25 protein-coding genes are annotated in these 25,485 nt (G+C 66.2%); 14 read left to right on the forward strand and 11 right to left on the reverse strand.

Annotation, left to right across the window (positions count from 1 at the left end; genetic code table 11):
• The first annotated feature begins 8 nt into the window (after positions 1-8).
• Positions 9-512, forward strand: coding sequence for a GNAT family N-acetyltransferase (locus RE429_RS15950; protein WP_414471701.1), 504 nt, complete (start codon positions 9-11; stop codon positions 510-512).
• Positions 513-552: 40 nt separating this feature from the next.
• Here the strand turns inward: RE429_RS15950 and RE429_RS15955 are convergent, their stop codons facing one another.
• Entirely contained in the window at positions 553-756 is a 204-nt protein-coding gene (locus RE429_RS15955) for a hypothetical protein (protein WP_414471702.1), read from the reverse strand.
• Between the two features lie 304 nt (positions 757-1,060).
• Here RE429_RS15955 and RE429_RS15960 point away from each other — a divergent pair, with 304 nt between their 5' ends.
• The gene (locus RE429_RS15960) at positions 1,061-2,068 is read left to right on the forward strand and encodes a hypothetical protein (protein ID WP_414471703.1); all 1,008 of its coding nucleotides are present in this window, start codon (positions 1,061-1,063) and stop codon (positions 2,066-2,068) included.
• Between the two features lie 43 nt (positions 2,069-2,111).
• On the opposite strand, the gene RE429_RS15965 is transcribed toward RE429_RS15960, so the two are convergent.
• Complete coding sequence (locus tag RE429_RS15965) at positions 2,112-2,453, reverse strand: DUF1491 family protein (RefSeq protein ID WP_414471704.1); 342 nt, start codon at positions 2,451-2,453, stop codon at positions 2,112-2,114.
• Positions 2,453-3,298: a peptidoglycan-binding protein gene (locus RE429_RS15970; protein ID WP_414471705.1), complete on the reverse strand. Its 846-nt coding sequence runs from the start codon at positions 3,296-3,298 to the stop codon at positions 2,453-2,455. Before RE429_RS15970 ends, RE429_RS15965 begins: the two co-directional genes overlap by 1 nt.
• 412 nt (positions 3,299-3,710) lie before the next feature.
• On the opposite strand from RE429_RS15970, the gene RE429_RS15975 reads away from it, so the two are divergent.
• On the forward strand, positions 3,711-4,037 hold the full coding sequence (locus tag RE429_RS15975; protein ID WP_414471706.1) for a hypothetical protein: 327 nt from the start codon (positions 3,711-3,713) through the stop codon (positions 4,035-4,037).
• 70 nt (positions 4,038-4,107) lie between these two features.
• Positions 4,108-4,536: a SufE family protein gene (locus RE429_RS15980; protein ID WP_414471707.1), complete on the forward strand. Its 429-nt coding sequence runs from the start codon at positions 4,108-4,110 to the stop codon at positions 4,534-4,536.
• 128 nt (positions 4,537-4,664) lie between these two features.
• Here the strand turns inward: RE429_RS15980 and RE429_RS15985 are convergent, their stop codons facing one another.
• A complete protein-coding gene (locus RE429_RS15985) occupies positions 4,665-5,426 on the reverse strand; it encodes a DUF6456 domain-containing protein (protein ID WP_414471708.1) in 762 nt (253 codons plus the stop codon).
• A 442-nt stretch (positions 5,427-5,868) separates the two neighbouring features.
• The gene (locus RE429_RS15990) at positions 5,869-6,303 is read right to left on the reverse strand and encodes a MucR family transcriptional regulator (RefSeq protein ID WP_414471709.1); all 435 of its coding nucleotides are present in this window, start codon (positions 6,301-6,303) and stop codon (positions 5,869-5,871) included.
• 431 nt (positions 6,304-6,734) lie between these two features.
• Between RE429_RS15990 and RE429_RS15995 the strand changes: the two genes are divergently transcribed.
• The 3 genes from RE429_RS15995 to RE429_RS16005 all read left to right on the forward strand — a co-directional run bounded on the left by RE429_RS15995 (position 6,735) and on the right by RE429_RS16005 (position 12,065).
• Positions 6,735-8,861: a S9 family peptidase gene (locus tag RE429_RS15995; RefSeq protein ID WP_414471710.1), complete on the forward strand. Its 2,127-nt coding sequence runs from the start codon at positions 6,735-6,737 to the stop codon at positions 8,859-8,861.
• Positions 8,862-8,922: 61 nt separating this feature from the next.
• Positions 8,923-11,292 carry a PAS domain-containing protein gene (locus RE429_RS16000; RefSeq protein WP_414471711.1) on the forward strand — a complete coding sequence of 790 codons (2,370 nt, stop codon included), beginning with the start codon at positions 8,923-8,925 and terminating at the stop codon, positions 11,290-11,292.
• A 218-nt stretch (positions 11,293-11,510) separates the two neighbouring features.
• Positions 11,511-12,065, forward strand: a complete 555-nt coding sequence (locus tag RE429_RS16005; RefSeq protein ID WP_414471712.1) for a hydrolase — start codon at positions 11,511-11,513, stop codon at positions 12,063-12,065.
• Here the strand turns inward: RE429_RS16005 and RE429_RS16010 are convergent.
• Positions 12,058-13,050 (reverse strand): hypothetical protein, encoded by a 993-nt coding sequence (locus RE429_RS16010; RefSeq protein WP_414471713.1) that lies wholly within the window; start codon positions 13,048-13,050, stop codon positions 12,058-12,060. The two genes, RE429_RS16005 and RE429_RS16010, sit on opposite strands and share 8 nt — an antisense overlap.
• A 174-nt stretch (positions 13,051-13,224) precedes the next feature.
• Here RE429_RS16010 and RE429_RS16015 point away from each other — a divergent pair, with 174 nt between their 5' ends.
• On the forward strand, positions 13,225-13,824 hold the full coding sequence (locus RE429_RS16015; protein WP_414471714.1) for a superoxide dismutase: 600 nt from the start codon (positions 13,225-13,227) through the stop codon (positions 13,822-13,824).
• Positions 13,825-13,883: 59 nt separating this feature from the next.
• Here the strand turns inward: RE429_RS16015 and RE429_RS16020 are convergent, their stop codons facing one another.
• Positions 13,884-14,726, reverse strand: a complete 843-nt coding sequence (locus tag RE429_RS16020; protein ID WP_414471715.1) for a ChbG/HpnK family deacetylase — start codon at positions 14,724-14,726, stop codon at positions 13,884-13,886.
• Positions 14,727-15,008: 282 nt separating this feature from the next.
• Here RE429_RS16020 and RE429_RS16025 point away from each other — a divergent pair, with 282 nt between their 5' ends.
• The gene (locus RE429_RS16025; protein WP_414471716.1) at positions 15,009-16,025 is read left to right on the forward strand and encodes a glycosyltransferase family 2 protein; all 1,017 of its coding nucleotides are present in this window, start codon (positions 15,009-15,011) and stop codon (positions 16,023-16,025) included.
• Between the two features lie 3 nt (positions 16,026-16,028).
• Positions 16,029-17,555 (forward strand): murein biosynthesis integral membrane protein MurJ, encoded by a 1,527-nt coding sequence (gene murJ, locus RE429_RS16030; RefSeq protein ID WP_414471717.1) that lies wholly within the window; start codon positions 16,029-16,031, stop codon positions 17,553-17,555.
• Here murJ and RE429_RS16035 read toward each other — a convergent pair.
• Positions 17,521-17,724, reverse strand: coding sequence for a hypothetical protein (locus tag RE429_RS16035; protein ID WP_414471718.1), 204 nt, complete (start codon positions 17,722-17,724; stop codon positions 17,521-17,523). The two genes, murJ and RE429_RS16035, sit on opposite strands and share 35 nt — an antisense overlap.
• A 130-nt stretch (positions 17,725-17,854) precedes the next feature.
• On the reverse strand, positions 17,855-18,739 hold the full coding sequence (locus RE429_RS16040) for a branched-chain amino acid aminotransferase (protein WP_414471719.1): 885 nt from the start codon (positions 18,737-18,739) through the stop codon (positions 17,855-17,857).
• Between the two features lie 168 nt (positions 18,740-18,907).
• Here RE429_RS16040 and RE429_RS16045 point away from each other — a divergent pair, with 168 nt between their 5' ends.
• Positions 18,908-19,582 carry a haloacid dehalogenase type II gene (locus RE429_RS16045; protein WP_414471720.1) on the forward strand — a complete coding sequence of 225 codons (675 nt, stop codon included), beginning with the start codon at positions 18,908-18,910 and terminating at the stop codon, positions 19,580-19,582.
• A gap of 107 nt (positions 19,583-19,689) precedes the next feature.
• Here the strand turns inward: RE429_RS16045 and RE429_RS16050 are convergent, their stop codons facing one another.
• On the reverse strand, positions 19,690-21,084 hold the full coding sequence (locus tag RE429_RS16050) for a M20/M25/M40 family metallo-hydrolase (RefSeq protein WP_414471721.1): 1,395 nt from the start codon (positions 21,082-21,084) through the stop codon (positions 19,690-19,692).
• A 206-nt stretch (positions 21,085-21,290) separates the two neighbouring features.
• Positions 21,291-22,829, reverse strand: coding sequence for a helicase HerA-like domain-containing protein (locus tag RE429_RS16055; protein WP_414471722.1), 1,539 nt, complete (start codon positions 22,827-22,829; stop codon positions 21,291-21,293).
• 132 nt (positions 22,830-22,961) lie between these two features.
• Between RE429_RS16055 and RE429_RS16060 the strand changes: the two genes are divergently transcribed.
• The 3 genes from RE429_RS16060 (at position 22,962) to RE429_RS16070 (ending at position 25,476) form a co-directional block, all read left to right on the forward strand.
• Entirely contained in the window at positions 22,962-23,342 is a 381-nt protein-coding gene (locus tag RE429_RS16060) for a DUF2267 domain-containing protein (protein WP_414471723.1), read from the forward strand.
• Between the two features lie 43 nt (positions 23,343-23,385).
• The gene (locus tag RE429_RS16065) at positions 23,386-23,541 is read left to right on the forward strand and encodes a hypothetical protein (RefSeq protein ID WP_414471724.1); all 156 of its coding nucleotides are present in this window, start codon (positions 23,386-23,388) and stop codon (positions 23,539-23,541) included.
• Positions 23,542-23,616: 75 nt separating this feature from the next.
• Positions 23,617-25,476, forward strand: coding sequence for a methylmalonyl-CoA mutase family protein (locus RE429_RS16070; protein WP_414471725.1), 1,860 nt, complete (start codon positions 23,617-23,619; stop codon positions 25,474-25,476).
• Positions 25,477-25,485 lie beyond the last annotated feature (9 nt).

The raw sequence follows: 25,485 nt of genomic DNA on the forward strand, positions 1-25,485 counted from the left end.
AGCCCACCATGCCCTGGCGTCCCATGACCGCGCAGGATCTCGCGCAGGTGCAGATCCTGGCGGACACGATCCATCTCGACCACCCGGAAGACAGGCACGTCTTCGAGGAACGCCTGCGCCTCTATCCGCAAGGCTGCCTCGCCCTCGAGGAGAGCGGCCACCTCCTCGGCTATGCGCTCACCCATCCCTGGCATTTCGGGACGCCGCCCCCGCTGAACTCGCGCCTGGGACACATCCCGGGCGATGCGACGACCTATTACGTCCATGACGTGGCGCTGCTGCCCTCGGCCCGCGGCAAGGGCCATGCCGGGCAGGTGGGCGAACGGCTTCTCCACCACGCGCGGGACGCCGGCTTCGACACTCTCTCACTGGTCGCCGTCAACAACTCGCAGGCCTTCTGGGAGCGGTTGGGCTTTCACGTCAGGAATATTCCCGGTCTCGAGGCGAAACTCCTCACATACGGACCGGACGCGGTGCTGATGGCGCGCGAGGTGCCACGGGCCCTCGCCTGACGCGAAAAGCGTCTCGCTTCGACAAAAAACTCAAGAAAAACTACGAGCGCCGACGGCCCGGACGGCTGCTGGCGTAAGGGCGGGACGGACCGGGACTCGGCTCGGGCCGCTCGTAGCGCACGCCCGTGAAGAGGAGAATTTCGCCCCGCGGCTCGTCGGCATTCAAGTGCGGACGTTGCGGCCTGTCGGCGGCATCGGGAAAAGCGATCACCACTCCTGGCGATCTCGTCCACGCATCCTGCATTGTCTTCTCCTCTCACGTGCTGAAATCTGTCACTGCAACTCGCTCACGAAAAAAGCCTTATGGTTAACAGACCGTTTCCTGGACGTGGGGGGTCGTCGGAAAAACGCCAGGTCTCGCAAGAAAACAACAGCGACGGCAGCGCTTGAGTTCCGGGATTCACGAATGTGTGTGTGTCCTCGCGCACATTGACGGCGCACCCTTCGAAAGTGCGACCTGGAGAGCCCATCCGGCGCGCGGCATAAAGATCCGCTTAACCGCCGTTCTCTAGGGTTTTAACCGGGCTGCGCTGGAGAAGGTGTTGGATATGGCGTCCTCTGCGAACCCGGGTCTCTGGCCCGCCTTGTCCGATTTGAGCGGCGCGGATGCCTGCGCGGCCCTTCTCAAGGTCAATGCGGAGATGTTCGTCGCAGCACCCGCACGGGACCGCGAGAGCATCGAGACCTTCGAGGCCCTGGCGCTGGGTTTCCTGCCGAAGGCCGACCGCGCCACCCTCATCGAGATCGCGCAGATCCTCACACGCTGCCAGGACACACCGCGTTCCGTTCTCGACTATCTGCGCAGGCACCTGCCGGAATCGCGCGAGACCATCCCGCCGCAAGGCGCGTCATCGCCCGGTTGCCGCTTCGACAGGCGTCCGTTCGCAACGGCGGCGGGACGCGCATTGCTTGCCTCGCGCGACCGTCTCGACGAGACCGATATCGAGCGCCTGCTGGTGCTTCGGGAGGACTCCAGCGAAGACAGCCTCGCGGCCAATCCGGCATTCCCGTCCTCGATGCCGGCCTTTCATGAACTGGTCCGGCGGGCGCTCGAACGCCCTGCCCTCGCCCGCATCCTCCTCCGGCGCGGCGATCTCTCCGCGACGCAGGAATCATGCCTCTATCTGGCGGCCGATCGCGAGCGGCGGCGGCTCATCCGGCAGACGATCGCGACCTTGCTCGCGCCCGCCTGCGCGGCGACCTGCCGCCTCGCGGAGCACGATGCGGCGGCGCTGCGCAAGGCCGCGAACGAGGGCGACGTTCCAGGCTTCGAGCGATTGCTGACGCGGGCCTTCGGCTTCCCGGACCCCATTGAATGGCGCCTGCTTCAGACCGGCCGCCATCCGCTTCTCGCCCTGGCGCTGAAGGCGTTGGGAATGCCCGAGCGGGATGCGATCCGCATCCTCCTGACCCTGCATCCCGCGCTCTCCTATCCGCTCTCGGCGATCCGCAGTCTCGTGCGCACCATGCGCGAGGTCCCCGGCCCGGTCGCTCTCGTCCTCGTCGAGACGATTCTGGGCGCGAAGGCGCTCCGCGAGGCGAGCCGGCCGTTTTAGAATATCGAACCCACAACCGGTGCCCGCTTTTGGGTTGAATGTTCTAGGATTCGGGTGCGAGATCGAGGAAGTGGCGGCCCTGGCGGTCGTCCACCTCCACCAGCCAGAGATCGGAATCGAAGCGCTGCTCCCGGGCCATCCGCTCCTCCACGTCGAGAGGCGTCACACCCTGCAGGATCGGCGCGAAGAGACGCTCGCCGCTGTCGTCGACGAAGAGCTGCGGCGCGGGCCCGTAGAGGCTCGCCGTCCCGTCCAGATGGTCGATCTTGACGAAGATCGCGCCGGCCTCGGCGGCGCCGCGCTTGCGCAAAGCCGCCTCCACGCCCTCGACGCCGCAGCGGCGCAGATAGGCGGACACGAAGAAATCGGAGCGCAGACGAGCCATTACTGAACGGCAATGCCCGAGGCGACGGAGAGTTCGCGCATCGTGCGCGGTCCGAAGGCGCCGGTGACGGGAAGACGCCGGTCCTGCTCGAAGCGCTCGATCGCCTGGCGGGTTCCCGGCCCCATCATCCCGTCGACCTTCACGCCGTAGCCCAGCCGCGCGAGGGCGCGCTGGCCGGAGAGCACGGCATCGCCGCCGTCGGGCCGGCCCACATTGGCGGGCGGCGTCGGAACCGGCCCGCCGAGGCGGATCATTTCCGCAATGGGATCGCGCACCGTCGCCGCGCGGCTCTGCACCGGCGGGGGGGCCGATGCCTGAACCGCCGCCTGCTGCGGCCGCTGCGGCGCGGGAGCCGGCACACCGTTGTTGCGGATCAGGTCCGAGATGCCGCTGCGCGGTGCGGGACGCGGCGCGGAAGCGGCGGGAGCCGCCTCGACCGGAGCCGGCGGCTCGTCCTGCTCGTGCACGGCCAGCGCCTGCATCTCGTGAGCCTCGGCCCCGGGCCGGGCCGGCGGCAGAGGCTGCGTCGGTTCGGCATGCACGGCAACGGGGACCGATGCGGCAACGGACGGCTCGTGATGCGAGAACAGCGGCGCGGGATGGCGGGTGCTCTGCGACAGCAGGGCGTTCCAGGCGATGGCGCCCGCGCAGGCCGCCAGGAGCACGGATGCCGCCACGCGTCCGGGATGCTTCAGAGCCTGGGCCGCCAGCTTTTCGCCCATGCCGATCTTGCGCGGAGGCCTTTTGGAGGCCCGCTTCGACTGCGGACGCGGCGAAGCCTTCCGCCGCACGACGGCGGGCAGGTCGAAATCGTCATCGGTCTCGGCAGCGAAAGCATCACGCACAACTATCATCCCATACGTTGAAGGAGCAGCACGACGATCGGGCGCCGACGCCGCGTGACGGGCCCCGGTCGAGACCGGGGATCACGGGCGGGAGCACACAGGGCCGCTCCTCCCTCTTCTTGGCGAAAGCGTGGCAGAGGCCCGTTAAACGAACGCTTAAGCACACGCCTCCCCGGCTCCGAAGGCGCGACGGCCCTCGGCAGAATGACGCCCCGCGCGCGTCCCGGCAAGGCGACGGCCTGGGCTTTTTCCTTACAAATCAAAGATCTTAACGGCCCGGCCCGAAACGGCCCGGCCTTTAACCCTTCGTTCACCCTGTTCCGAAGTTCCATCCCGCTCGCCTACGCGGGCCGTGGGCCGTACGTTATGATGCATCACCTTTGATCTTTCGATTGGCACCGGCAATCGCCTTATGTTTTCGATTCTGCGTTTCATCCTCATCGTCGGCGCGATCTTCTACTATTCGCCCGTCCGCCAGCGCGGCGAAGGGCCCGATCCGGTCCAGGACTTCTTCTCGCCGAAGAGCGTGGAGCAGGCGGCGCCCGTGGCGCCTAAGCCTGCGGCGGACGGATCGGCGGGTCATCTCGAGACCGTGTGGCAGGCCCTGCCCGAGAACGCCAGGCAGGCCGTCGTCGACAAGATCCTCACCACGTCCGGCCTGACGCCACCGGCCGCGAGGCCGTCGGACACCCTGCGGCCGGAAGACCGCGCCCCATCGACGCACAGGCCGCGCGGCTGATCGTGGCCGGCTCCCGGTCGCCAAACGCCCGCGCAATGATTATATGACCGGCAGACAAAGCAGGACCGCCATGCTGCCGACCATTGACGAGATCGTCTCCAACTTCGAGCTGCTCGACGACTGGGAAGAGCGCTATCGCTACGTGATCGAGCTGGGACGGATGATGGATCCGCTTCCCGAGGAGGCCCATACCGACGCCAACAAGGTGAAGGGCTGCGCGAGCCAGGTCTGGATCGACATGCGCCTCGACCGCGCCCAGGGCAAACCCACGCTTCATCTCCTCGGAGACAGCGACGCCCACATCGTGCGCGGCCTCGTCGCCCTGATGATCGCGCTCTACGACGGCAAGACGCCGGAGGAGGCCCTCTCCACCGACGCCCTCGCTCTGTTCAAGGAGCTCGGCCTCGCGGAGCATCTGACGCCACAGCGGTCGAATGGCGTCAGGTCCATGGTCGAGCGCATCCGCCGCGACGCCCAGGTCGCGCAGGCGGCTCTTTAGGAGCAGTCCCTCAAGCGGAGGCGATGGGTCGGATGGGCTGGCGGCGAACCGAAGCGCTTTTTCCTTGAGATGCCTTGGTGATGGATCCCCGCCTGCGGGGATCGCAAGGGTGGGCATCCCCTCACCCGTCAGACGCGCCCGCCTTCGATCACGACGGCCTGCCAGGCCCTGATTCCACGCGCGGCCGCGGGCCCCCGCGCCGTGGACTCGATGCCGTAATGCTCCGCGAGCCGGGCCAGGGCGAGGCGCACCACGACCTTCGCGGAGCGCTGCGGCCAATCCCGCTCCCGCTCGATCAGCTCCAGGCCTTTGAGGAATCCGCAAAGATCCATCAGGAGGTCGCCGAAATCGGATCCGACCGCCGCGAAGGCATGCCGGATGCGCTGGCGGGCGGCGATCATGCGGTCCGTGGCTTCGGAAGGCGACGTGGGGCCGCCCGTCGGGACCGCATCCCACCGGGCGGTGACGCCCGGCACAAGGCCCGCCAGCATGATGTCCGTGCGCAACCTCTCGCCGGCCTGGTAGGCCGCCTCGTCGAGCAGCGGCGCGCCGGTCCGGTCCTTGCGGCGGCGCAGCCAATCGAGCGGGCTCTCCTCCGGATCCATCCGGACGCGCGCCGGGCCCGTTTCGGTCTCGATCGTGGCGTTCACGACGCCGCGATGCTGGTTCAGGAAAGCCGCGTCCGGCGCGTGTCCGGAGGCGCGCCGGAGATGGGAGCGCCCGGCCTCGCTCAAGGACAGCATCTCCCGCCCCGCCGCGCCGCGCCAGACCGCCAGATCCTGCCGGACGAGCGCCTCCGCATCCATCCGCCCGAAGCGCCCGGCCCCGACCGAGATTCCTGCGCGCTTCCTGTGGACGATGACGCTGCCGTCGTCGGTCGGATCCACCATGGCGCGTGTGTCCGCAGCGTCGAGTGCAGCCAGAAGGCGTTCTGCCTCCCGCGAAAGGCCATCCGCCCTTCCGCCCCGGCTGGCGGACGGGTTCCGCCCCCCCGCCTGCCTTGTTCCCTTGACCTTTCCCGATGACCGGGCCTTGCGACGTCCTGCGGGGGCAATGCCTTGATGAAGTCGTTCGTTCTCAATTTTGTTCATGATTTGTTCCCGAAAATAAAGAAAGAAAGGTTTGCCCCTCCACGTCCGATAGTGGGCGCATATTCCTAGTTGTCAACGGGATTCAAAACTGTTGATAAGACCGAGGATAAGTCGGGCAGCGCCCGTCCCGGGCCCATTGGCGCCACGATGGGAACATTCTCTCAGGCGAGTCGCCCGTGAGCCGTCCATGCAAAAAGCCGCCCGAAGGGGCGGCTTTTCAAGGTCTTCTCCGTCAAGCGGCTTAGCTGCTGCTGCGCGACGAACGGCGCTTCCGGCGCTGCTGGCCGAGGCCCATTTCCTTGGCAAGCTCGGAGCGGGCTTTGGCGTAGTTCGGAGCCACCATCGGGTAATCGACCGGCAGAGCCCACTTTTCGCGGTACTGCTCGGGAGTCATGTTGTATTGCGTGCGCAGATGACGCTTCAGCGACTTGAACTTCTTGCCGTCCTCCAGGCAGACGATGTAGTCGGGAGTGACGGACTTCTTCACCGGAACGGCGGGCTTCGGAGCTTCGACCGGAGCTTCGACGGTGCCGCCGCCGACGCGCATGAGAGCGGAGTGGACTTCGTTGATCAGCGTGGGCAGGTCGCCCGACGGAACGGAGTTGTTGCTCACGTATGCCGATACGATGTCGGCAGCCAGCTCAATGTAGTTTGACGTAGCGATATTGTCGCTCATTTTGATTTTCTTCCTTTCCGGCCCTCAATGACAGCTCAAATGCCTTTCAGCCTGGGATTTTGAGCAGTCATCGCGCAAGCAATGCTTGCCTCTTTCTTAAACCGCACTGTAAACGCACGGCAATCGTTCCTGTCCGATCAGGTATGTCAAATTCGATTGAAACACAAGATCAATAAAAGGAAAACTTTGGAAAACTTGGGGTCAACTTTCAGTGTGCAATAAACCCAGGTTTAACGGATGGGAAACCCACCAACGCCCCGAAGCAGCACAATATTGAATTCGGTCCTCTCTGAATCAGAAGAAGTAGCTATAATGGCGCCGCCCTGCGGACAAGCCTATTGCCCGGCAACGCCCGGCACGGACCCCGCATGGGGAATCCGAGTTATGTATGCATAATCGCCCTGCCTTAAGCCTCCGATCCGGATGATTTCATGAAACTCGAGCACCCCCCGTCCAATCGCCTTCTGCCCCCCGCGCCGGTCACGCCCGCAAGGCCGCACAGCTTCGACGTGCACGGAGTGGCGATCCAGGATCCCTATGCCTGGCTCAAGGCCGAGAACTGGAAGGACGTGCTGAAGGACCCGGCTGCCCTCGATCCGGCCATCCGCAAGGCCCTCGAGCAGGAGAACGCCTATACCTCCGCAGCCTTTGCCGGATCCGAGGACTTCCAGGCCCGGCTCGTCGCCGAGATGCGCGGGCGCATCAAGGAGGATGATTCCACCGTTCCGCAGCCCGACGGCCCGTTCGCCTATTTCAGCCGCTACCGCGAAGGCGGTCAGCATCCTCTCGTCTGCCGCCAGCCCCGGGACGGCGGCGGCGAGGCCATCATGCTCGACGGGGACAAGGAGGCCGAGGGCTATGCCTTCTTCGACCTGGGCGGCGCGGATCATTCGCCGGACCACAGGCTCCTGGCCTGGGGCTCGGACGTGAAGGGCTCCGAATACTTCACGATCCGGGTCCGCGACCTCGGGTCCGGCAGGGATCTCCCCGGCGAGGTGCCCCAGACCTCCGGGGGCGTGGTGTGGCTCAACGACAGTTCCGGCTTCTATTATGTCGAGCTCGACGAGAATCACCGTCCGGTGCGCGTCAGGCGCCATCTCCTCGGTTCGGATACGGCCGATGATCAGACCATCTACGAGGAGAAGGATCCGGGATTCTTCGTGAAGCTCGGCGTGACCCAGTCGGACGCCTTCGTGCTGATCGAGGCCAGCGACCATGAAACCTCGGAGGTCTGGCTCCTCGACCGGTCCGACGCCGTCGCGCGCCCCCGTCTCGTCGAGGCGCGCACGCCTCAGCTGCAATACGACGTGGAGCATCACGGCGACCGCCTGATCATCCTCACCAATGCGGATGGGGCGGAGGATTTCAAGATCGTGACGGCCCCGGTGGACGCCCCTGCGCGTACGAACTGGACCGATCTCATCCCCTATCGCCCGGGAATCATGATTCTCTCGGTGGTGGCGCTCGCACGCTATCTCGTCCGTCTGGAGCGGGAGAACGCCAGCCCCCGGATCGTGCTGCGCGAGATCGCCAGCGGTCGGGAGGAGAGCATCGCCTTCGACGAGGAGGCCTATTCCCTCGGGTTCACGCCCGGCTACGAGTTCGACACGGACGTGATCCGCTACCATTACTCGTCCCTGACGACCCCGAACGAGGTGACCGACTACAATCTCCGGACGGGCGAGCGCACCCTGCGGAAGCGCCAGGAGGTTCCAAGCGGCCACAACCCGGCCGAATACGTCACCCGCCGCCTCTTCGCCACGGCGCCGGACGGAGAGCAGGTGCCGATCTCGATCCTGCACCGCCGGGAGACCGCGCTCGACGGCTCGGCCCCCTGCCTTCTCTACGGATACGGCTCCTACGGCATGTCGATGCCCGCGAGCTTCCGCACGAGCATCCTGCCCCTGGTGGACCGGGGCTTCGTCTATGCCATCGCCCATGTCCGGGGCGGCACGGAAAAGGGATGGCGCTGGTACCTGGACGGAAAGCGCGAAAAGAAGATAAATACTTTCAAAGACTTCATCGCCTGCGGCGAGGCGCTGGCCAAGGCCGGCTATACCTCCCGGGGGCGGATCGTGGCCCATGGCGGCAGCGCGGGCGGAATGCTGATGGGAGCGGTCGCCAACATGGCGCCGGACCTCTTTGCCGGAATCATCGCCGAGGTCCCCTTCGTGGACGTGCTCAACACCATGCTGGACGCCGAGCTGCCCCTCACCCCGCCGGAATGGCCCGAATGGGGAAATCCGGCCGCCGACGAAACGGCCTTCCGCACTATCCTGTCTTATTCGCCCTATGATAACATAATGCCCCAGGCCTACCCGGCGATTCTGGCGCTGGCCGGCCTGACGGATCCGCGCGTGACCTATTGGGAGCCCGCCAAATGGGTCGCACGGCTGAGAGCAAGGATGACGGGCGGAGGCCCCGTCCTGCTCAAGCTCAACATGGACGCGGGTCACGGAGGCGCTGCAGGCCGGTTCGACCGGCTCGAGGAGGTCGCGCTGGCCTACACCTTCGCGCTCGGATGCACGGAGGGCGCCGGGGGCCGACCGCAAGTCTGACCTAAGCCGGAGTTGCCGCGCGGGGAGTGTGAGCGGCTCCAATCTTCGGGAACGTACATTCATGATGAATCGAGTCGATTCAGACATAACGGACGACGTCACTCCGGAGCAGCGCCTCGCAGAGCTGGAACGGCGCGCGGTGCAGGCCGAAACGGCGCTTCGCCTCAACGCGGCGAAGCTGCGCATGGCGCTCGACGTGAGCCGGCTCGGCGCGTGGCAATGCGACCAGGAAACGGGCGAGGTCACCGGCACCCCGGCCTTCAAGGCCTATTTCGGATTGCCGCCGGATGCGCCCCTCACGTATGACGGGCTGCGGGCGATGTTCCATCCCGACGACGTGGCGCGGATCGATCAGGCGGTTTCCTATGCGCTGAAGACGAGGACCGATTTCAACATCGAGCACCGCATCATCCGCGCGGACGGACGCCCCGGCCGCATTCACGTCCGCGGCGGGGTGATCGCTCAGAACGGCAAGCCGGTCTATACGCTGGGCGTCGTGCAGGACATCACGGAGCGGGACAGAGCCAGGGAGGAGATCACCCTCGCCCAGCGCCGCCAGGAATTCCTGCTGGAGCTCAACGACCAGCTCGGCACCCTGGACGATCCGCACCAGATCATGGAGACCGCGGCGCGGCATCTGGCGCACTTTCTCGATATCGATGCGGCCAGCTACGGCGAGGTCTTCGAGGAGCGCGGCGACATCGTCGTCGAGCGCGAATGGTCGAAGGGCATCATCTCCAATGAAGGCAAGGTGGAGAAGTTCGATCAGCTCGCCGAGTTCGAATTGTCCGCCCTTCGGCACGGCGAGCCGGTGATCGTCGAGGACGTCAAGGCGGATCCCCGCCTGCGCGTCGCCGCCCATCAGGCGCGTTACACCAATATGAACATCAGATCGCTCGTCTGCATGCCCGTGCTCAGGAACGATCATCTCAAGGCGGTGCTCTCCACGAGCTCCGCCGCCCCGCGGGTCTGGACGGGCGAGGACGTGGCGCTCATCGAGGATGTCGCGGAACGGACCTGGCTCGCCATCGAGAAGGCGCGCGCGGAGCGGGGCCTGCGGGAGACCGAAACACGGTTCGGCATCATCGCGGAATCGCTGCCGGCGCTCGTCTGGATCGTCGACCCGCACATCAGCCTGACCTATGCCAACGAACGCTGGGCGAAGTATTCCGGCCTGCCGCCGGAAGAGGCCCTCGGCCACAGCTGGATGCAGGCGATCCATCCCGACGACATGGCGCGCATGCATGAAGAGTTGAAGAGCGTCATGGCGGACCGCACGCCCTATACGACCGAGGTCCGCTACCGGTCCCACACGGGCGCCTATCGCTGGCACCTGATCCAGGCGGAGCCGTTCTACAAGGAGGGCGAATTCAGCGGCTGGGTCGGCACCAGCGTCGACATTCACGACCTCAAGGAAACCGAAGCCGCCCTGCGCGTCAGCGAGGAGCGCCTTTCGCTGGCCCAACGCGCCGCCGGCATCGGTGTCTACGATTACGACATGGTGGCCGGCAAAGTGCTCTGGACAACGGAGCAGGAGCACCTGTTCGGCTTCGAGCCTGGCACGTTCAAGGGGGATTTTTCCGGATGGACGGAAAGGGTTCATCCCGCGGATCGCGCTTCCGTCCTCAAAACGATGGAAGACACCGAATCGCGCCGCGACACAGAATTCAACTTGTCCTATCGGATCGTCAGGCCCGACAAGAGCGTCCGCTTCATCGGCACCACATCGGTGTACTTCTACGACGACAACGGCACGCCGACACGCCTGGTCGGCGTCAATATCGACATTACCCGCTACAAGCAGGCCGAAGAGCGCCAGCACCTTCTGATCCGGGAACTCCACCACCGCGTCAAGAACACCTTGGCGACGGTGCAGGCCATCGTCGGCTCGACCGCGCGCACGTCGTCCAGCATCGACGAATTCTATCAGGGCTTCGTCGGACGAATCGTGTCGCTCGCACGCACGCACAACCTCCTGACGGAGGACCTCTGGCAGCGCGCCGATCTTCATCAGCTCGTGGAGACAGAGCTCGGCCCCTATGAAGACGAGGCCCGCAACCGCATCCTCATCGAGGGACCGCATGTGGACCTCCCGTCGGAGGCGGCCGTGCCCATCGGCATGGCGATCCACGAGCTCACCACCAACGCGGCCAAGCACGGTGCTCTCTCGACGTTCGGCGGGCAGGTGGAGGTTCGCTGGTCCATCGAGACGGACGAAGACGGCCCCATGCTCCACTTCGCCTGGACGGAGAATGGCGGGCCGCGCGTCGCCACGCCGGGCCGGCAGGGCTTCGGCTCGCGCCTGCTGCAGCGCGTGCTGTCGACGCAGCTCCAGGCTCAGGTGAACATGGACTTTCCGGAGGAAGGCCTCCATTTCACGATGAGCATGCCGATTCCGGGAGCGCCGCCCCTTTTCAACCCGGACGCCTAGCGCATCGAACGCGGGACGTGGGAACCGGTTGTGCGTGAAAAGATGCTTGAAAACAGAGACTGACGGCATCGGATGGGGGTTCGGTCTCACACCCGATGCTGGAGCAACGGCTCGCTGGATATCACTGACGCCGCCGTCGGCGACGCCGTCGATCCAGATAGCTTTCAGATGGCGGAGGAAGGCAGTCCGGTCATCCGCCGACGCGATGAGGAGACATCATGTTGTTGAGCGCAAACCGATCGCATCTTCTCGTGGTGGATGCGCAGGCCAGGCTCATGCCCGCCATTCACGAAGGAGAGGCGATGCTCCGGAACATCGGCATCCTGCTGCAGGCGGCCTCCCGGCTCGGCGTGCCCGTGACGGTCACGGAGCAATATCCGAAAGGTCTCGGGCCGACGGTCGAAGCCGTGTCCGAGGCTCTTCCGGCTTCGACGCCGGTTCTGTCGAAGACGAGCTTCTCCTCGGCCGGCGATCCGTCGATCGCGGAGCGTGTTTCGCTGCTTCGCGGGGAAGGACGCGGCCAACTCGTGATCTGCGGGGCCGAGGCGCATATCTGCGTGCTGCAGAGCGCGCTCGGCTTCAAGGAGATGGGTCTCGACATCTACGTGGTCGCCGACGGGGTTTCGAGCCGCTCGCCGCACAGCGTCCAGGCGGCCTGCGCACGCCTGCTTCATGCGGGCTGCCACTGGGTCACGACGGAGATGGTCGCGTTCGAATGGATGGAGAGGGCCGCGACCGAGGATTTCCGGGCCCTCGCGCCGCTGTTCAGGTAGCGGAGCTTTCGCCTTCCCCACCGGACGCGATAAAGGCCTTCAGCTCGTCGAGGGACTGGAAGCGGAAAACGCCCTTGGGGGTCTGAGCCTCGATGGAGCCGTCGGAGAACATGACGTAGGTATTGTCGCCGGAATTGTACGTGCCGACGACGGTGGCGCCGGAGGGCCGGGCCTCACCGGCCTTCTCCTCGGCCGTCTCTTCCCCAGGCGCGGCGGCAGGTTTCTCGCCTCCGGAAAACGGCTCGGGGCCGCGCTCCGCCTCGACGCCTTTCCCGTGCGTGTCCGCGTCCTGCTCGAAGGCCGGCAAGGGCCCGGCCGGAATCTCGCGGGGCTCGCCGCGCTCCCGCTCGTCGCGATGCTCCTCCTCTGGCTCCTCCTCCGGCTCCGCCGGCTTGGGCTCATCGGCGAACAAGGACGTCTCGGCCGGCCTGTCGCGGAGTTCGACGGTGGTCTCCTCCCGGCGTTCGGCGAGCAGGAAATCCGGAACCTTGACCTCGAATTCGTCCTCCTCCGGACGCGCCTTGTCGTCGAAGGTCGTTCCGGACGGACGGGTTTCGCCGGCTTTTTCTCCACCGGCCTCCACGGGGCTTCCGGCTGCGGGCTCGGACCCGTCGCCCTGCGGGAAAAGCGGCAGGTCCGGCTGAGCCTCCTCCGGCTCCGCGGTCTCGCCACGGCCGAACATGCGCCCGCCCAGCAGCCCCCCGGCGAGAGCGGCCGCCGAGAGCCCGCTCGTGGAGGCGGAGGCCTCCTCACGAACCGCTTCGTCGTAACCGATCTGAAGGCGGGCGAGCTCGGACTGAATGCGCGCGAGCTTCGATACCGCTGCCGTGATTCCGAGCAGCAGCGCGCCGCAACCGGCGCTGAAGCTGCCGGCGATCACCATCGTCCAGCCACGTTCTATCAGAACGATGTCCCATCCGAAGAAAGCAGCCAGCAATCCGCCAACGATCATCGCAAAAGCGAGAGCCAGAAGAGCGATGATCATGCAGTCTCCATCATACGCAGAACAAGGTTTTCAAACGGAAAGCTATGCCTCTATAGGCGAAAGGCAACCTCATGAAAAGATTGGGCAGAAAAAAGTCCCGGCCCGGGCCGTTGCTCTTGGGCGCGGGGCGCTTTAACTAACCATCACAGGTCGCTCAATCCAAAGGAGACGCCGATGTCGTTCACTCTGCCCGAACTGCCCTATGCTTACGATGCCCTGCAGCCCTACATGTCGCGCGAAACTCTCGAGTTTCACCACGACAAGCACCATGCGGCTTACGTCAACACCGGCAACAACCTGCTGAAAGGCACGGAATTCGAAGGCAAGAGCGTCGAGGAGGTCGTGAAGGGTTCCTACGGCAAGAACCAGGCTCTCTTCAACAATGCCGGCCAGCACTACAACCACATACACTTCTGGCTTTGGATGAAGCCCAACGGCGGCGGCGCGCTGCCCGGCAAGCTCGAGAAGAAGATCGTCGAGGATCTCGGCTCCGTCGACAAGATGAAGGAAGACTTCATTCAGGCGGGCGTCGGCCAGTTCGGCTCCGGCTGGGCCTGGCTCGCCGTGAAGGACGGCAAGATCACCGTCATGAAGACCCCCAACGGCGAGAACCCGCTGGTCCACGGCGCCCAGCCGATCCTCGGCTGCGACGTGTGGGAGCATTCCTACTACATCGATTACCGCAACCGCCGGCCCGACTATCTCAAGGCCTTCCTCGACAACCTGGTGAACTGGGAGCATGTCGAGGAAATGTTCGAAGCGGCGACGAAGTAATCCCTCGTTTATCGTTGCGTCATGCGGGCCCCCTTGCGGGGCCCGTTCCGTTTGCGGCGCTATGGCCCGGGAACGAGCCTGATCCCCTGCTCCTTCAGCAACGCCCCGAAGGCGTCGGACTTCAGATAATCCAGTTCGGCGACCCGGCTTTCGACCGCCGGATCGAGCCCGCGCAGTTCCTCGTCCACGTAGCCCGGATGGCACATGACGAGCGGGCTCGGCCCCATATGCGAGAAGGCGGCATCGAAGATCCGCCCGGCCGGAACGGACAGGTCGAACGGCGCGAATCCGGAAAAGCCCCGATTGGTCATGAAGCCCGCCGCATGGGCGTCGCGGGAAAAGCCCTGCGCGAAGCCTTTGACGACCAGCGCCTTGGCGCGTCCGACCGGGCGGCGCAGGATCGATGTCGCCGCGTCAGTGGGATCGCGCAGCCAGACGCGCCCGGCATAGCCCCTCTCCCGAAGCGTCCGGAGAAGAGCCCCCCTCACCCCGGGCAGCACATGCACGTGCTGATGCCCGTCGACGAAGGACGGCGGCTCCCCGTGCGCGTCTTCGAAGGCATCGAGCTGACGCGCGATCTCATCCCGGATCTCGGCGCCCTTCAGCCGCCCCCGGACCGCATGGGCCAGCAGCTCCTTGAGCGGGGGAAAGCGCCCGGCGGGGGCAAGCCGTGCCATGGCGCCCAGAGGCGCCCCGGTCGTGAGATTGAGATGAAGGCCGGTCCCGATCCGGCCCTTCAGCGGCGCGAGATCCCGCGCGGCCCGCCGCCAGCCGGGCATGCTGGTCATGGCGCCCGTCGCCGACAGGCGGCCCATCGCCGCGAGTTCCACGATCCCGCGGCTGACGCCGTCGCTCAGGCCATAATCGTCGGCGCAAAGAATGACGTCGCGGAATAAAGACATGGCTTTCCTGAAATCGGCTTTGCCGCACCCTAGAGCCTTTTCCGCGAAAGTGGATGCAGGTTTTGCGAAGAAAAGGCGTCTTTCTCGAACAACAGGAGCCTTTTCCAACAGGAGCCTTTTCCATGAACCGAAGTTCATGGAAAAGGCTCTAGAGCAGCGGACGTGAAAAGTGGGAACCGGTTTTACGACACGATCATGCGGCAACAGGAAGCCCCCGGCACGCGACATTCTGTTCCGAACCGGTCCATAGGCTCTTGAGCAAAGTCCCAAACTCGGCTCTTGATGCGCACAATCATAAAGGGTTTCCCAATCGTGGCCTCGCCCAAGCTCAGCGTCATCATTCCCGTCCACAACGAAAGCGCCAATATCCGGCCGCTCTGCGAGCGCCTGTTCCCGGTGCTCGACCGGATCGGCCTTCCCTGGGAGGTCGTGTTCGTCGACGACGGCAGCCGGGACGACACCCTGGACGCCATCCGCGCCTTGAGCCAGCGGGAGCCCCGGGTCGGAGCGATCTCCTTCAGCCGCAATTTCGGCAAGGAAATCGCCATCGCGGCCGGCCTCGACCACGCGAGAGGCCAGGCGGTCGTGATCATGGACGCGGATCTGCAGCATCCGCCGGAGATGATCGAGGCCTTCGTGGAGCGCTGGCGGCAGGGCTACGACATGGTCTACGGCCAGCGCACCGACCGTTCGGACGAGACCCGGGTCAAGCGCGGCTTCGCGCACCTGTTCTATCGCCTCTTCGCGCGCTTCGGCGAAATCGGGCTGCCCGAGGGCGCGGGCGATTTCCGCCTCATCGACCGGAAGGGCGTCGAGGTGCTGCGCGCCATGGGCGAGAAGGCCCGCTTCTCGAAAGGGCTTTACGCCTGGATCGGGTTCAAGAGCACCGGCGTGCCCTTCGTGGTGGAGGAGCGCCGCTTCGGCACCTCCAAATGGAGCTTCAGGAAACTCTTCCGCTTCGCCTTCGACGGCATCGCGGCCTTCTCGACGGTGCCCCTGCGCGTCTGGACCTATCTCGGCTTCCTGATCTCGTTCCTGTCGATCGCCGCCGCCCTCTACTTCCTGATCCGGACCCTCCTGTTCGGCACCGACCTCCCGGGCTTTCCGAGCCTCATCGTGTCGATCATGTTCTTCTCCGGGATCCAGCTGATGTCGCTCGGGATCATCGGCGAATATGTGGGCCGCATCTTCGCGGAGGTGAAACGCCGGCCGCTCTACGTGGTCGCCGAGCGGATCGGCGGCACCGCCGAGGTCTCGGACAGCCTCGTCCCCGTCCACGACCAGCCGCACCGGGCCTGACCGATGTTCAAGAAGATTCTCTCCGTCGGCGGATGGACGCTCGTGTCGCGCCTCACGGGCTTCATCCGCGACGTGGTGATCGCCGCCGTGATGGGCGTGGGGCCCGTAGCCGACGCGTTCTTCGTGGCCTTCCGCATTCCGAACCATTTCCGCGCCATCTTCGGCGAAGGCGCGTTCAACAACGCCTTTCTGCCCGCCTATGCCCAGGTGCTCGAAACCGGAGGCGAGAAGGCCGCGAAATCCTTCGCCGGACGCATCGTGACCCTGATGCTCATCGTGCAGATCGGGCTGCTCGTCGCGGCCTTTCTGGCCATGCCGGTCGTCGTGCGGCTTCTCGCGCCGGGCTTCTCGGAAGACCCCGCGAAATTCGATCTCGCCGTCTCGCTCACGCGGATCACGTTTCCCTATCTCCTGCTGATCACCATCGTGACGATCTACTCGGCGATCCTGAACGCCCACGACCGCTTCTGGGCCGCCGCGGCCGCGCCCGTTCTCCTGAACGTCGCGATGATCGCGGCGCTCGCGGTCGTGTTCCTGTTCCCGAATGCGGGCTATGCCGCCGCCTGGGGCGTGACGGTCTCCGGCGCGCTGCAGCTCGTCCTCGTCTGGTGGGAGACGAAACGCGCCCTCGCCTCGCCCGGGATCGAGCGCCCGCGCATGGACCGGCCGATGAAGACCTTCTTCAAGGCGCTCGGCCCCGCCGTGATCGGGTCGGCGGGCGTGCAGCTCGCCATCTTCGCGGACACGATCATCGCCTCGTTCCTGCCCACGGGCGCGGTGTCCTCCCTCTACTACGCGGACCGCCTCTACCAGCTTCCCCTCGGCGTCATCGGCATCGCGGCCGGGACCGTGCTGCTGCCGGAGATGAGCCGGCGCATCGCCTCGGGCGACGAAGCGGGCGCCTATGCGGCGCAGAACCGCACGATCGGCCTGACGCTCGCCCTGGCCGCGCCCTTCCTGGTGGCGTTCCTGGTGATGCCGGACCTCATCATGTCCGCCCTCTTTCAGCGCGGCGCCTTCGACGCCGAGGCGGCGCGGCGCTCGGGCGCGGTGCTGGCGGCCTACGGCCTGGGGCTTCCGGCCGCGGTTCTCATCCGCTCGGCCGTTTCGAGCTTCTATGCCCGCTCCGACACCGCGACGCCCCTGATCGCCTCGCTCACGGCGGTCGGCGTCAACGTCGTCGTGAAAATCCTGCTCATGGACACATACGGCGTGGTCGGCCTCGCCCTCGGCACGGCCATCGGCGTATGGGTCAACCTCGCCCTGCTCTTCGTGCTCGCCTATCGGCGCGGGTGGACGGCACCCAACCGCTCCCTCGGCAGGACATGCCTCGCCATCGTCGCGGCGAGCGCGCTCCTGGCCGTCTTCGCCCGGTTCGCGCCTGCGCCCCTCGAGGGCTGGACCGCCCTGCTCCCGGTCTGGCGGAACGAAGCCCTGCTCGGGGTGCTCGGCCTTGCGGGCGCGCTGATCTATGGCGGCGTTCTGCTGGCGGGCCTCAAGGCGATGGGCGTGAGGCTCGCGCGGCGCTGATCCCCGCCTGGCGCGTCGAGCTCCCCGGCCCGCCGATGACGTTTCGGGCGTAGTCATCCTCCAGCGGTTGGCCGCCGGGCCCGCCAGGCCGCCCGCTGCCCGGGCGGCGGATCGCGGGCGCATTGATGTTGAAGCCTTTCGAGAGCGCCTCCGCACGGGCGTGTTGCATTGACCTGCCGTTCCTATTCGGCCCGTCGCCCGACACGTCGATCCTCTGTTCACAACTTCGTTGCGGCTCCTATGGATCCCGGGCTTTCGCCATGCTCGCCCCGGGATGACGGTGGAGGATGGAGCGTCGCTCAAGCCGCCTTGGTCGCGGCCTGCGAATGGGCGTAGGCCCAGTAGAGTTCGCGCGCGCGGCGATAGGACGGGCCGGGCTGGAGATCGCGGGTGTCGATGCGCAGCACCGGCATCACCTTGGAATAATTGCCCGACGTGAAGATCTCGTCTGCCGTGGCGAAATCCTCGTAGCGCAGCGCGCCCTCGACGACCGTCACGCCGTCGTCGCGCAGGAGCTGGATCACGCGCTGACGGGTGATGCCGTTGAGGAATGTGCCATTCGGGAACGGCGTATGGACGACGCCCTCCTTCGCCATGAAGATATTGGTCGTACCGGTCTCGGCCACGTTGCCGAGGGCGTCGAGAACCAGGGCGTTGTCGAAGCCCTTCGCCTTCGCTTCGCGGATCACGCGGGCATTGTTCGGATAGAGGGCGCCCGCCTTGGAATCGGTGGGCATGGATTCCAGGGTCGGGCGGCGGAAGCTCGACTTCATCACCGACATGCCGCCGGGCACCGGCATGGGGGCCTCGAAGAGGGAGAGGCAGAACTGGGTCGATTCCGGATCGGGCGCGATGGTGGCCAGGCCCTCGGCTTCGCCCCAATACATGGGCTTCACGTAAAGCGCCGTGCCGGGAGCGAATTTCTTCACGCCCTCGCGCACCAGCTCGACGATCGCCTGGGGGTCCATGGTGGGTTTGAGACCGATGGTGGTCGCCGAGCGGTTCACGCGGGCGCAATGCAGGTCGATATCGGGCATGACGCCCTCGAACACGCGCGCCCCGTCGAACACCGAGGAACCGAGCCAGGATACGTGGGACCGGGGTCCGATCAGGGGCGGGTTGCCCTCATGCCATGCGCCGTTGAACCAGTTCCAGGTCTGCGAATACCAAGCCACTGTCCTCATCCTTTTGGGTCAGAATACTTTTGGGTCAGAATACCTGCCCTATCGAATCCCTTTGCGTCACCCTCGTCAATCGCCTGAGGAGCTTGGAGAGGATAAAGTCTTGTGATGAAATGCATGAGTGGGGATGATCAGTCCCGATCGACCTCCCCTGGTTCGAGGACCCGGAGCATGTCGCTGCCCCTCATTCCGCCCGGGAGCAAAGCCGTCGTCTTCGACGCCTATGGGACTTTGTTCGACGTGCATTCCGCGGTCGCGCGTCATGCGGCGCAGATCGGTCCGGAGGGGACGCGCCTGTCCGAGATCTGGCGCGCCAAGCAGCTCGAATATTCCTGGGTGCTGTCTCTGGCCGGGCGTTACCGGACGTTCTGGTCGCTCACCGAGCGGGCCCTCGATTACGCTTTCGCCCGCTGCGCGACGGCGGATTACTCGGTCCGCCCTCTCCTGCTCGACGCCTACCGCACTCTCGATTCCTATCCCGAGGTGCGCCCGACCCTGGACGGCTTGCGGTCGCGGGGCCTTCGCACGGCCATCCTGTCGAACGGCGACCCCGGGATGCTCGGCTCCGCGGTGGCCTCGGCCGATCTTGCCGCCCATCTCGACGCGGTGCTCTCGGTGGATGGCGCGAAGGTGTTCAAGACGAGCCCGGATGCCTATCAGCTGGCGATCGAGGCTTTGTCCCTCAACGAGGACGAGATCGTCTTCGTCTCCTCGAACCGATGGGACGTCGCGGGCGCGGCGGCCTTCGGCTTCACGGCGATCTGGGTGAACCGGCTCGGGCTGCCAGACGAGTACGAGGACCTCGCGCCGCACGCCGTCATCGACGCTTTGGACGGGCTCCTGTGAGGATCGTCGGCGGCCGCTTCCTTACCGTCATGCGCGGCCTTGTGCCGGGCACGACGGCAAGGGAAGGAACACCGGCGCGACGCAGGGGGTAAGCCTGCCGGGTGGAATTAACCCGCCAGGGCCGCGAGGATGCGGGCCCAGGAGCGCGTGCCCTTGTGGAAGCTCTGGAGGTCGTATTTCTCGTTCGGCGAATGGATGCGGTCGTCGTCGAGACCGAAGCCCACGAAGAGCGTGTCGAGGCCCAGGATGCGCTTGAAGTCGCCGCCGACCGGGATCGATCCTCCCATGCCGATGACGATCGGCTCCCGGCTCCACTCGTCGTGCAGCGCGGCCTTCGCGACGGTGAGCGCCGGAAAATCGTGCGGCAGCGCGAGCGCGGGCGAGCCCTTGTGCCTGATGAACTCCACCGAGCAATCGGCGGGGATTCGTTCCCGCACGAAGGCCTGGAAATTCTCGGAGATCGTCGCGGGATCCTGATCGCCCACGAGGCGGAAGGAGATCTTGGCCCGCGCCTCCGCCGCGATCACGGTCTTGGTGCCCTCGCCCGTATAGCCGCCGATGATGCCGTTCACGTCGCAGGTGGGGCGCGACTGGATCTGCTCGATGAGCATGCGGCCCTTCTCGCCGGCCGAATGCTTCAGGCCGATCTGGCCGAGGAACTCCTCCTCCGTCAGGTTGAGGCCCTTCCACTGCTCCAGAACCTGCGTCGGCGTCTCGGGAACGCCGTCGTAGAAGCCCGGTATCGTGATGCGGCCGTTCTCGTCATGGATGGCCGCGATGATCTTGGACAGCACGTGGATCGGGTTGCGCGCCGCGCCGCCGAACGTGCCCGAATGGAGGTCGCGGTCCGCGCAGCGCACGATCACTTCCTCGTACACCATGCCGCGCAGGGACGACGTGATGGCGGGCGTGTCCCGGTCCCACATGCCCGTGTCGCAGACGAGCGCCACGTCGGTCTTCAGCTCGTCCTTGTTGGCCTCGATGAACTCGGGAAGAAACTTGGAGCCGTCCTCCTCCGCGCCTTCCACCAGGAAGGTGATGTTGATGGGCAGCGATCCGGTCACCGCCTTCCAGGCGCGGCAGGCCTCGACGAAGGTCATGACCTGGCCCTTGTCGTCGGAGGAGCCGCGGGCGCTGATCGCCTTGCGCCCGTCGGGCAGCGTGATGATGCGGGGCTCGAAGGGCGGCTCGTCCCACAGCTCCAGCGGGTCGACCGGCTGCACGTCGTAATGGCCGTAGAAGAGCACATGCGGCTTCGCCGCGCCCTTGGCATGACCCTTGGCATGAGCCACGACGGCGGGATGCCCGCCCGTCTCGCGCAGGGACGCCTCGATGCCGATGGTCTTCAATTCGTCCACGAGCCACTGGCCGGCGATGCGGCAATGGTCCTTGTAGGCCGGATCGGTGGAGATCGAGGGCACTTTGAGCCACTGGAACAGGCGCTCCAGGGAAGCGTCGAGATCGGAATCGATCTTGGAAAGCACTTGGTCGAGCTGGGACATGGCGGTCCTTTGGGTTGGCAGAATCTGTCCGGTTGCGCCGCAAGGTGCGCCGAAGATGGACAGCCCGCAAGGGGTAAGGAGCGGAGGCGGGCATGCACTCCCCTCACGGATCGTGCCGGAGGCAAGCGGGTGCTGCCGCGCTCTTTCCCTAGACCTCAGCAGATGGATTCCCGCCTGCGCGGGGATGGGAGGAGGGAGCCTGTACGCTACCGCCTCAGCAGCCCGCCCAAGGTCCCCCGCACGATGGCGCGGCCGATGGAGCCGCCCTGGCGGCCGCCGATGGATTTGCCGATCTCCGCCGCGATGGTGCCCATCGTCTGGTTGACGACGGTGCGCGTCACCTCGCGGGTGACCCGCTGGCCGACCGTGAGGCTTCCCTTGCGCTGGCCCGAGGTTCCGAAGAGGCCTCCGAGCATGTCGAGGATGCCGCCTCCGCCCTCGGCCGCCTTGGCGTCGGCGGCCGCCTTCTCGGCGCGCTTGGCGAGCATCTCGTAGGCCGATTCCGGATCGATGGGCTGGTCGTATTTTCCCTTCAAGGGGCTCGCCGCGACGATCTGCTGGCGCTCGGCCTGATCGATCGGACCGACCTGGGCCATGGGGGGCGCGATCAAGGTGCGCTCCACCATGGAGGGCGCGCCCTTGCCTTCGAGCATGGAGACCAGGGCCTCGCCGACGCCGAGCTCCATGATCGCCTTCTCGGTGTCGAAGGCGGGATTCTGCCGGAAGGTCTGGGCCGCGACGCGCACCGCCTTCTGCTCGCGGGGCGTATAGGCCCGCAGGGCGTGCTGCACCCGGTTGCCGAGCTGCGCGAGCACGGTCTCCGGCACGTCGACCGGGTTCTGCGTGATGAAATAGACGCCCACGCCCTTCGACCGGATGAGGCGCACGACGCGCTCCACGGTTTCGAGCAGCGCCTTGGGCGCATCGCTGAACAGCAGATGCGCCTCGTCGAAGAAGAACACGAGCTTGGGCTGGTCGAGATCGCCCACCTCCGGCAGCTCCTCGAACAGCTCCGACATGAGCCACAGCAGGAACGTGGCATAGAGGCGCGGATTGCTCATGAGCTTGTCGGCCGCCAGGATGTTCACGACGCCGCGCCCGTCGCGGTCCGTGCGCATGAGGTCCTTGATGTCGAGCGCGGGCTCGCCGAGGAACTCGTCCCCGCGCTGGTTCTCGAGCACCAGAAGCTGGCGCAGGATCGTGCCGATGGTGGCCTTCGACACGTTGCCGTAGGTCGTGGTGAGTTCGCCCGCATTGTCGGAGATGAGCTGCAGCAGCGCGCGCAGATCCTTCAGGTCGAGCAGCAGCAATCCCTGCTCGTCCGCGACCCGGAAGGCGATGTTGAGCACCCCTTCCTGGGTATCGTTGAGATCGAGCAGGCGCGAGAGCAGCAGCGGGCCCATCTCGGAGATCGTGGCCCTGACGCGGTGGCCCTGCTCGCCGAAGATGTCCCAGAACACGACCGGGAACTTGTCGGGCCTGTATTCGATCCCGATATCCTGCGCACGCTTGACGAGAGGCGCCTTGCCGTTGCCGGGAGCCGCCATGCCGGAGAGATCGCCCTTGATGTCGGCCGCGAAGACGGGAACGCCGGCGCTGGAAAAACCTTCCGCCAGCACCTGCAGCGAAACCGTCTTGCCGGTGCCCGTGGCGCCCGTGATCAGTCCGTGGCGGTTGGCGAGCGCCAAATCCAGGTATTCCGGCTTGGTGCTTTTGCCGATGAAGATCTTGCCGTCCTCGAGCATGCTGTCTCTCCCGATTCCATCGAAGGATCTTAGAAGTCCTGTCGCTAGTTTCCACTCCGGGACTTTTCGATTGGGGTTTTCCCCATAAATAGTTTAGAACTAAACTATCACATCGGAGCACAGGAGAATCGCATGGACGAGCTCATCGAACGGATCACGCAGAAAACGGGCCTCGATCAGGCCACGACCCGCAAGGCCATCGGCCTCATCCTCGGCTATCTGCAGAAGGAAGGGCCCCAGAACGAGGTCAACCAGCTGATCGCCGCCCTCCCCGGCGCGCAGGAAGCCATCGACGAGGCCAATTCCGGCGGCGGAGGCGGCATGATGGGCATGATCGGCTCCCTTGGCGGCGGCGTGATGGCGCTCGGCGGCCAACTCATGGGAATCGGCGTGTCCATGGGCCAGATGCAGCCGCTCGGGAAGGAACTCTTCGCCTATGGCCGCGAGAAGGCCGGCGAAGACGCCATGGGAACCATCATGGGCTCCATTCCCGGCCTGTCGCAGTTCGTGTGAGGCCGGCCGAAGCGCTCATGTCCCAGAGCATCGGACGTGAAAAGTGGAATCCACTTTCGGGATCGATGCGATGCCCCGTCTCGGGGCCGCAGCGCCAAAAAACGTGGATCCCCGGGACGAGCCCGGGGATGACGAGGAGGGCGCGGGACCGAACGCTGCGGACATGCGCGTGACCGCGCCTTTCGTGCTCGCCCTTTAGGGCATTCCCACATCCCGTCCGAGGCACTATCTTCCGGCGCAACCCACGCTGCGCCCTATCCGGACGGGGACCCCCATGGACGATGTGTCGTTTGCCGCCGATTTTCCTGAGGCCACCCGCGAGCAGTGGCTTGCGCGGGTCGCGGGCGTGCTGAAGGGGGCGGATTTCGCCAAGACGCTCGTCGCGCGCAGCCAGGACGGGCTGGCGATCGGGCCGCTCTATCCCAAGGCCGAGGGCGCGGCCGGAATCGCGCGTGCGCAGGCCGGGCGCTGGCTGGTGGCGCAGCGCATGGACCATCCCGATCCCGATGCGGCCCGCGACCTCGCCCTGCGCGATCTCGACGGCGGCGCGGATGCGCTCACCCTGGTCACCCGCCGGGCCCCGGCCGCACGCGGCTTCGGCGTGACCGTCGCGACGGTCGAGGATCTCGACCGGGCGCTCGCCGGCGTGATGCTCGACCTCATCCATCTGCGCCTCGATGCCGGCGGCCAGGGCCGGGTCATGGCCGAGCGCCTCATCGCCCTTGCCGAACGGCGCGGCCACACGCTGGCGGAGCTGTCGCTCGATCTCGGCCTCGATCCGATCGGCGCCCTGGCCTCCCAGGGAAGCCTTGCGGTCGCGTGGAACGAAGTCTCGGCCCGCATGGGCGCGGTGCTCGCGGATCTGAGCGCGAAAGGCTTTGCCGGCCGCGTCTTCCTGGCCGACGGGCGCGCCTATCACGAGGCGGGCGCGAGCGAGGCGCAGGAGCTGGCGGCGGTGCTCGCAACGGGCGTCAGCTATCTGCGGGCGCTCGCGGCGCAGGGCCACGCCCTCGAGGCCGCGCGCCACAGCCTGTCGTTCCTGCTGGTGGCGGATGCGGACGAGTTCCTGACGGTCGCGAAGTTCCGGGCGCTGCGCCGGCTCTGGGCCCGGATCGAGCAGGCCTGCGGCCTGGAGCCGCGCCCGCTGCGGCTGCACGCGGAGACCGCCTGGCGCATGACCACGCGGCGCGATCCGTGGGTGAACCTGCTGCGCGCCACGGTGGCCACCTTCGCGGCCGGGATCGGCGGCGCGGATGCGATCACGGTCGTGCCGTTCACGGCGGCGCTGGGCCTGCCGGATGGGTTGGCGCGCCGGCTGGCGCGCAACACGCAGCTGATCCTGCTCGAGGAAGCCCAGCTCTGGCGCGTGGCCGATCCGGCTGCCGGGGCCGGCGGCTTCGAGGCGCTCACCGAGGGCTTGTGCGAGACCGCTTGGGGCCTGTTCCAGGCGCTCGAGCGCGAGGGCGGCCTCGTCGAGAGCCTGCGGCAGGGCGCGCTGCAGGGCCGGATCGCGGCCGTGCGCACCCGGCGGGACAAGGCCGTTGCCACCGGCCAAGAGCCGATCACCGGCACGAGCGCGTTTCCGAACCTTGCCGAGGCGCCCGTGACGGTGCTGCTGCCGGCCGTGCGGGAGGCGCCGCCGGAGCCCGGCCCGGCCGCCGTGGCGGTCACGCCGCTGCCGTCGCTGCGCACGGCCGAAGGCTTCGAGCGCCTGCGCGACCGGTCGGACGCGCATCTGGCCCGGACGGGCGCGCGCCCGCGGGTGTTCCTGGCCAATCTCGGCCCGGTCTCCGCCTTCACGGCGCGGGCGACCTTTGCCAAGAACTTCTTCGAGGCCGGCGGGATCGAAGCCCTGATGAACGATGGCTTTTCCGATCCAGCCAAGCTTCGCCAAGCTTATATCGAGAGTAAAGCAAAGCTTTCATGCATCTGTTCATCCGATGACATTTATGTGGCACATGCGGAAGAAGCATCGAAGACCTTGCGGGACGCAGGATCTTCGGTTATCTACATGGCCGGCCGCGCGGGCGAACGCGAAGAACAGCTGATCCGCGCCGGCATCACCACTTTTATCTATACCGGGTGCGACACCCTTGAGCTTCTGAGCGAGGCCCTCGAGAAGGCCTGCGCCTGAGCTTACGGC

It is taken from the genome of Microvirga sp. M2 (assembly GCF_047497095.1).
Taxonomy (GTDB): Bacteria; Pseudomonadota; Alphaproteobacteria; order Rhizobiales; family Beijerinckiaceae; genus Microvirga.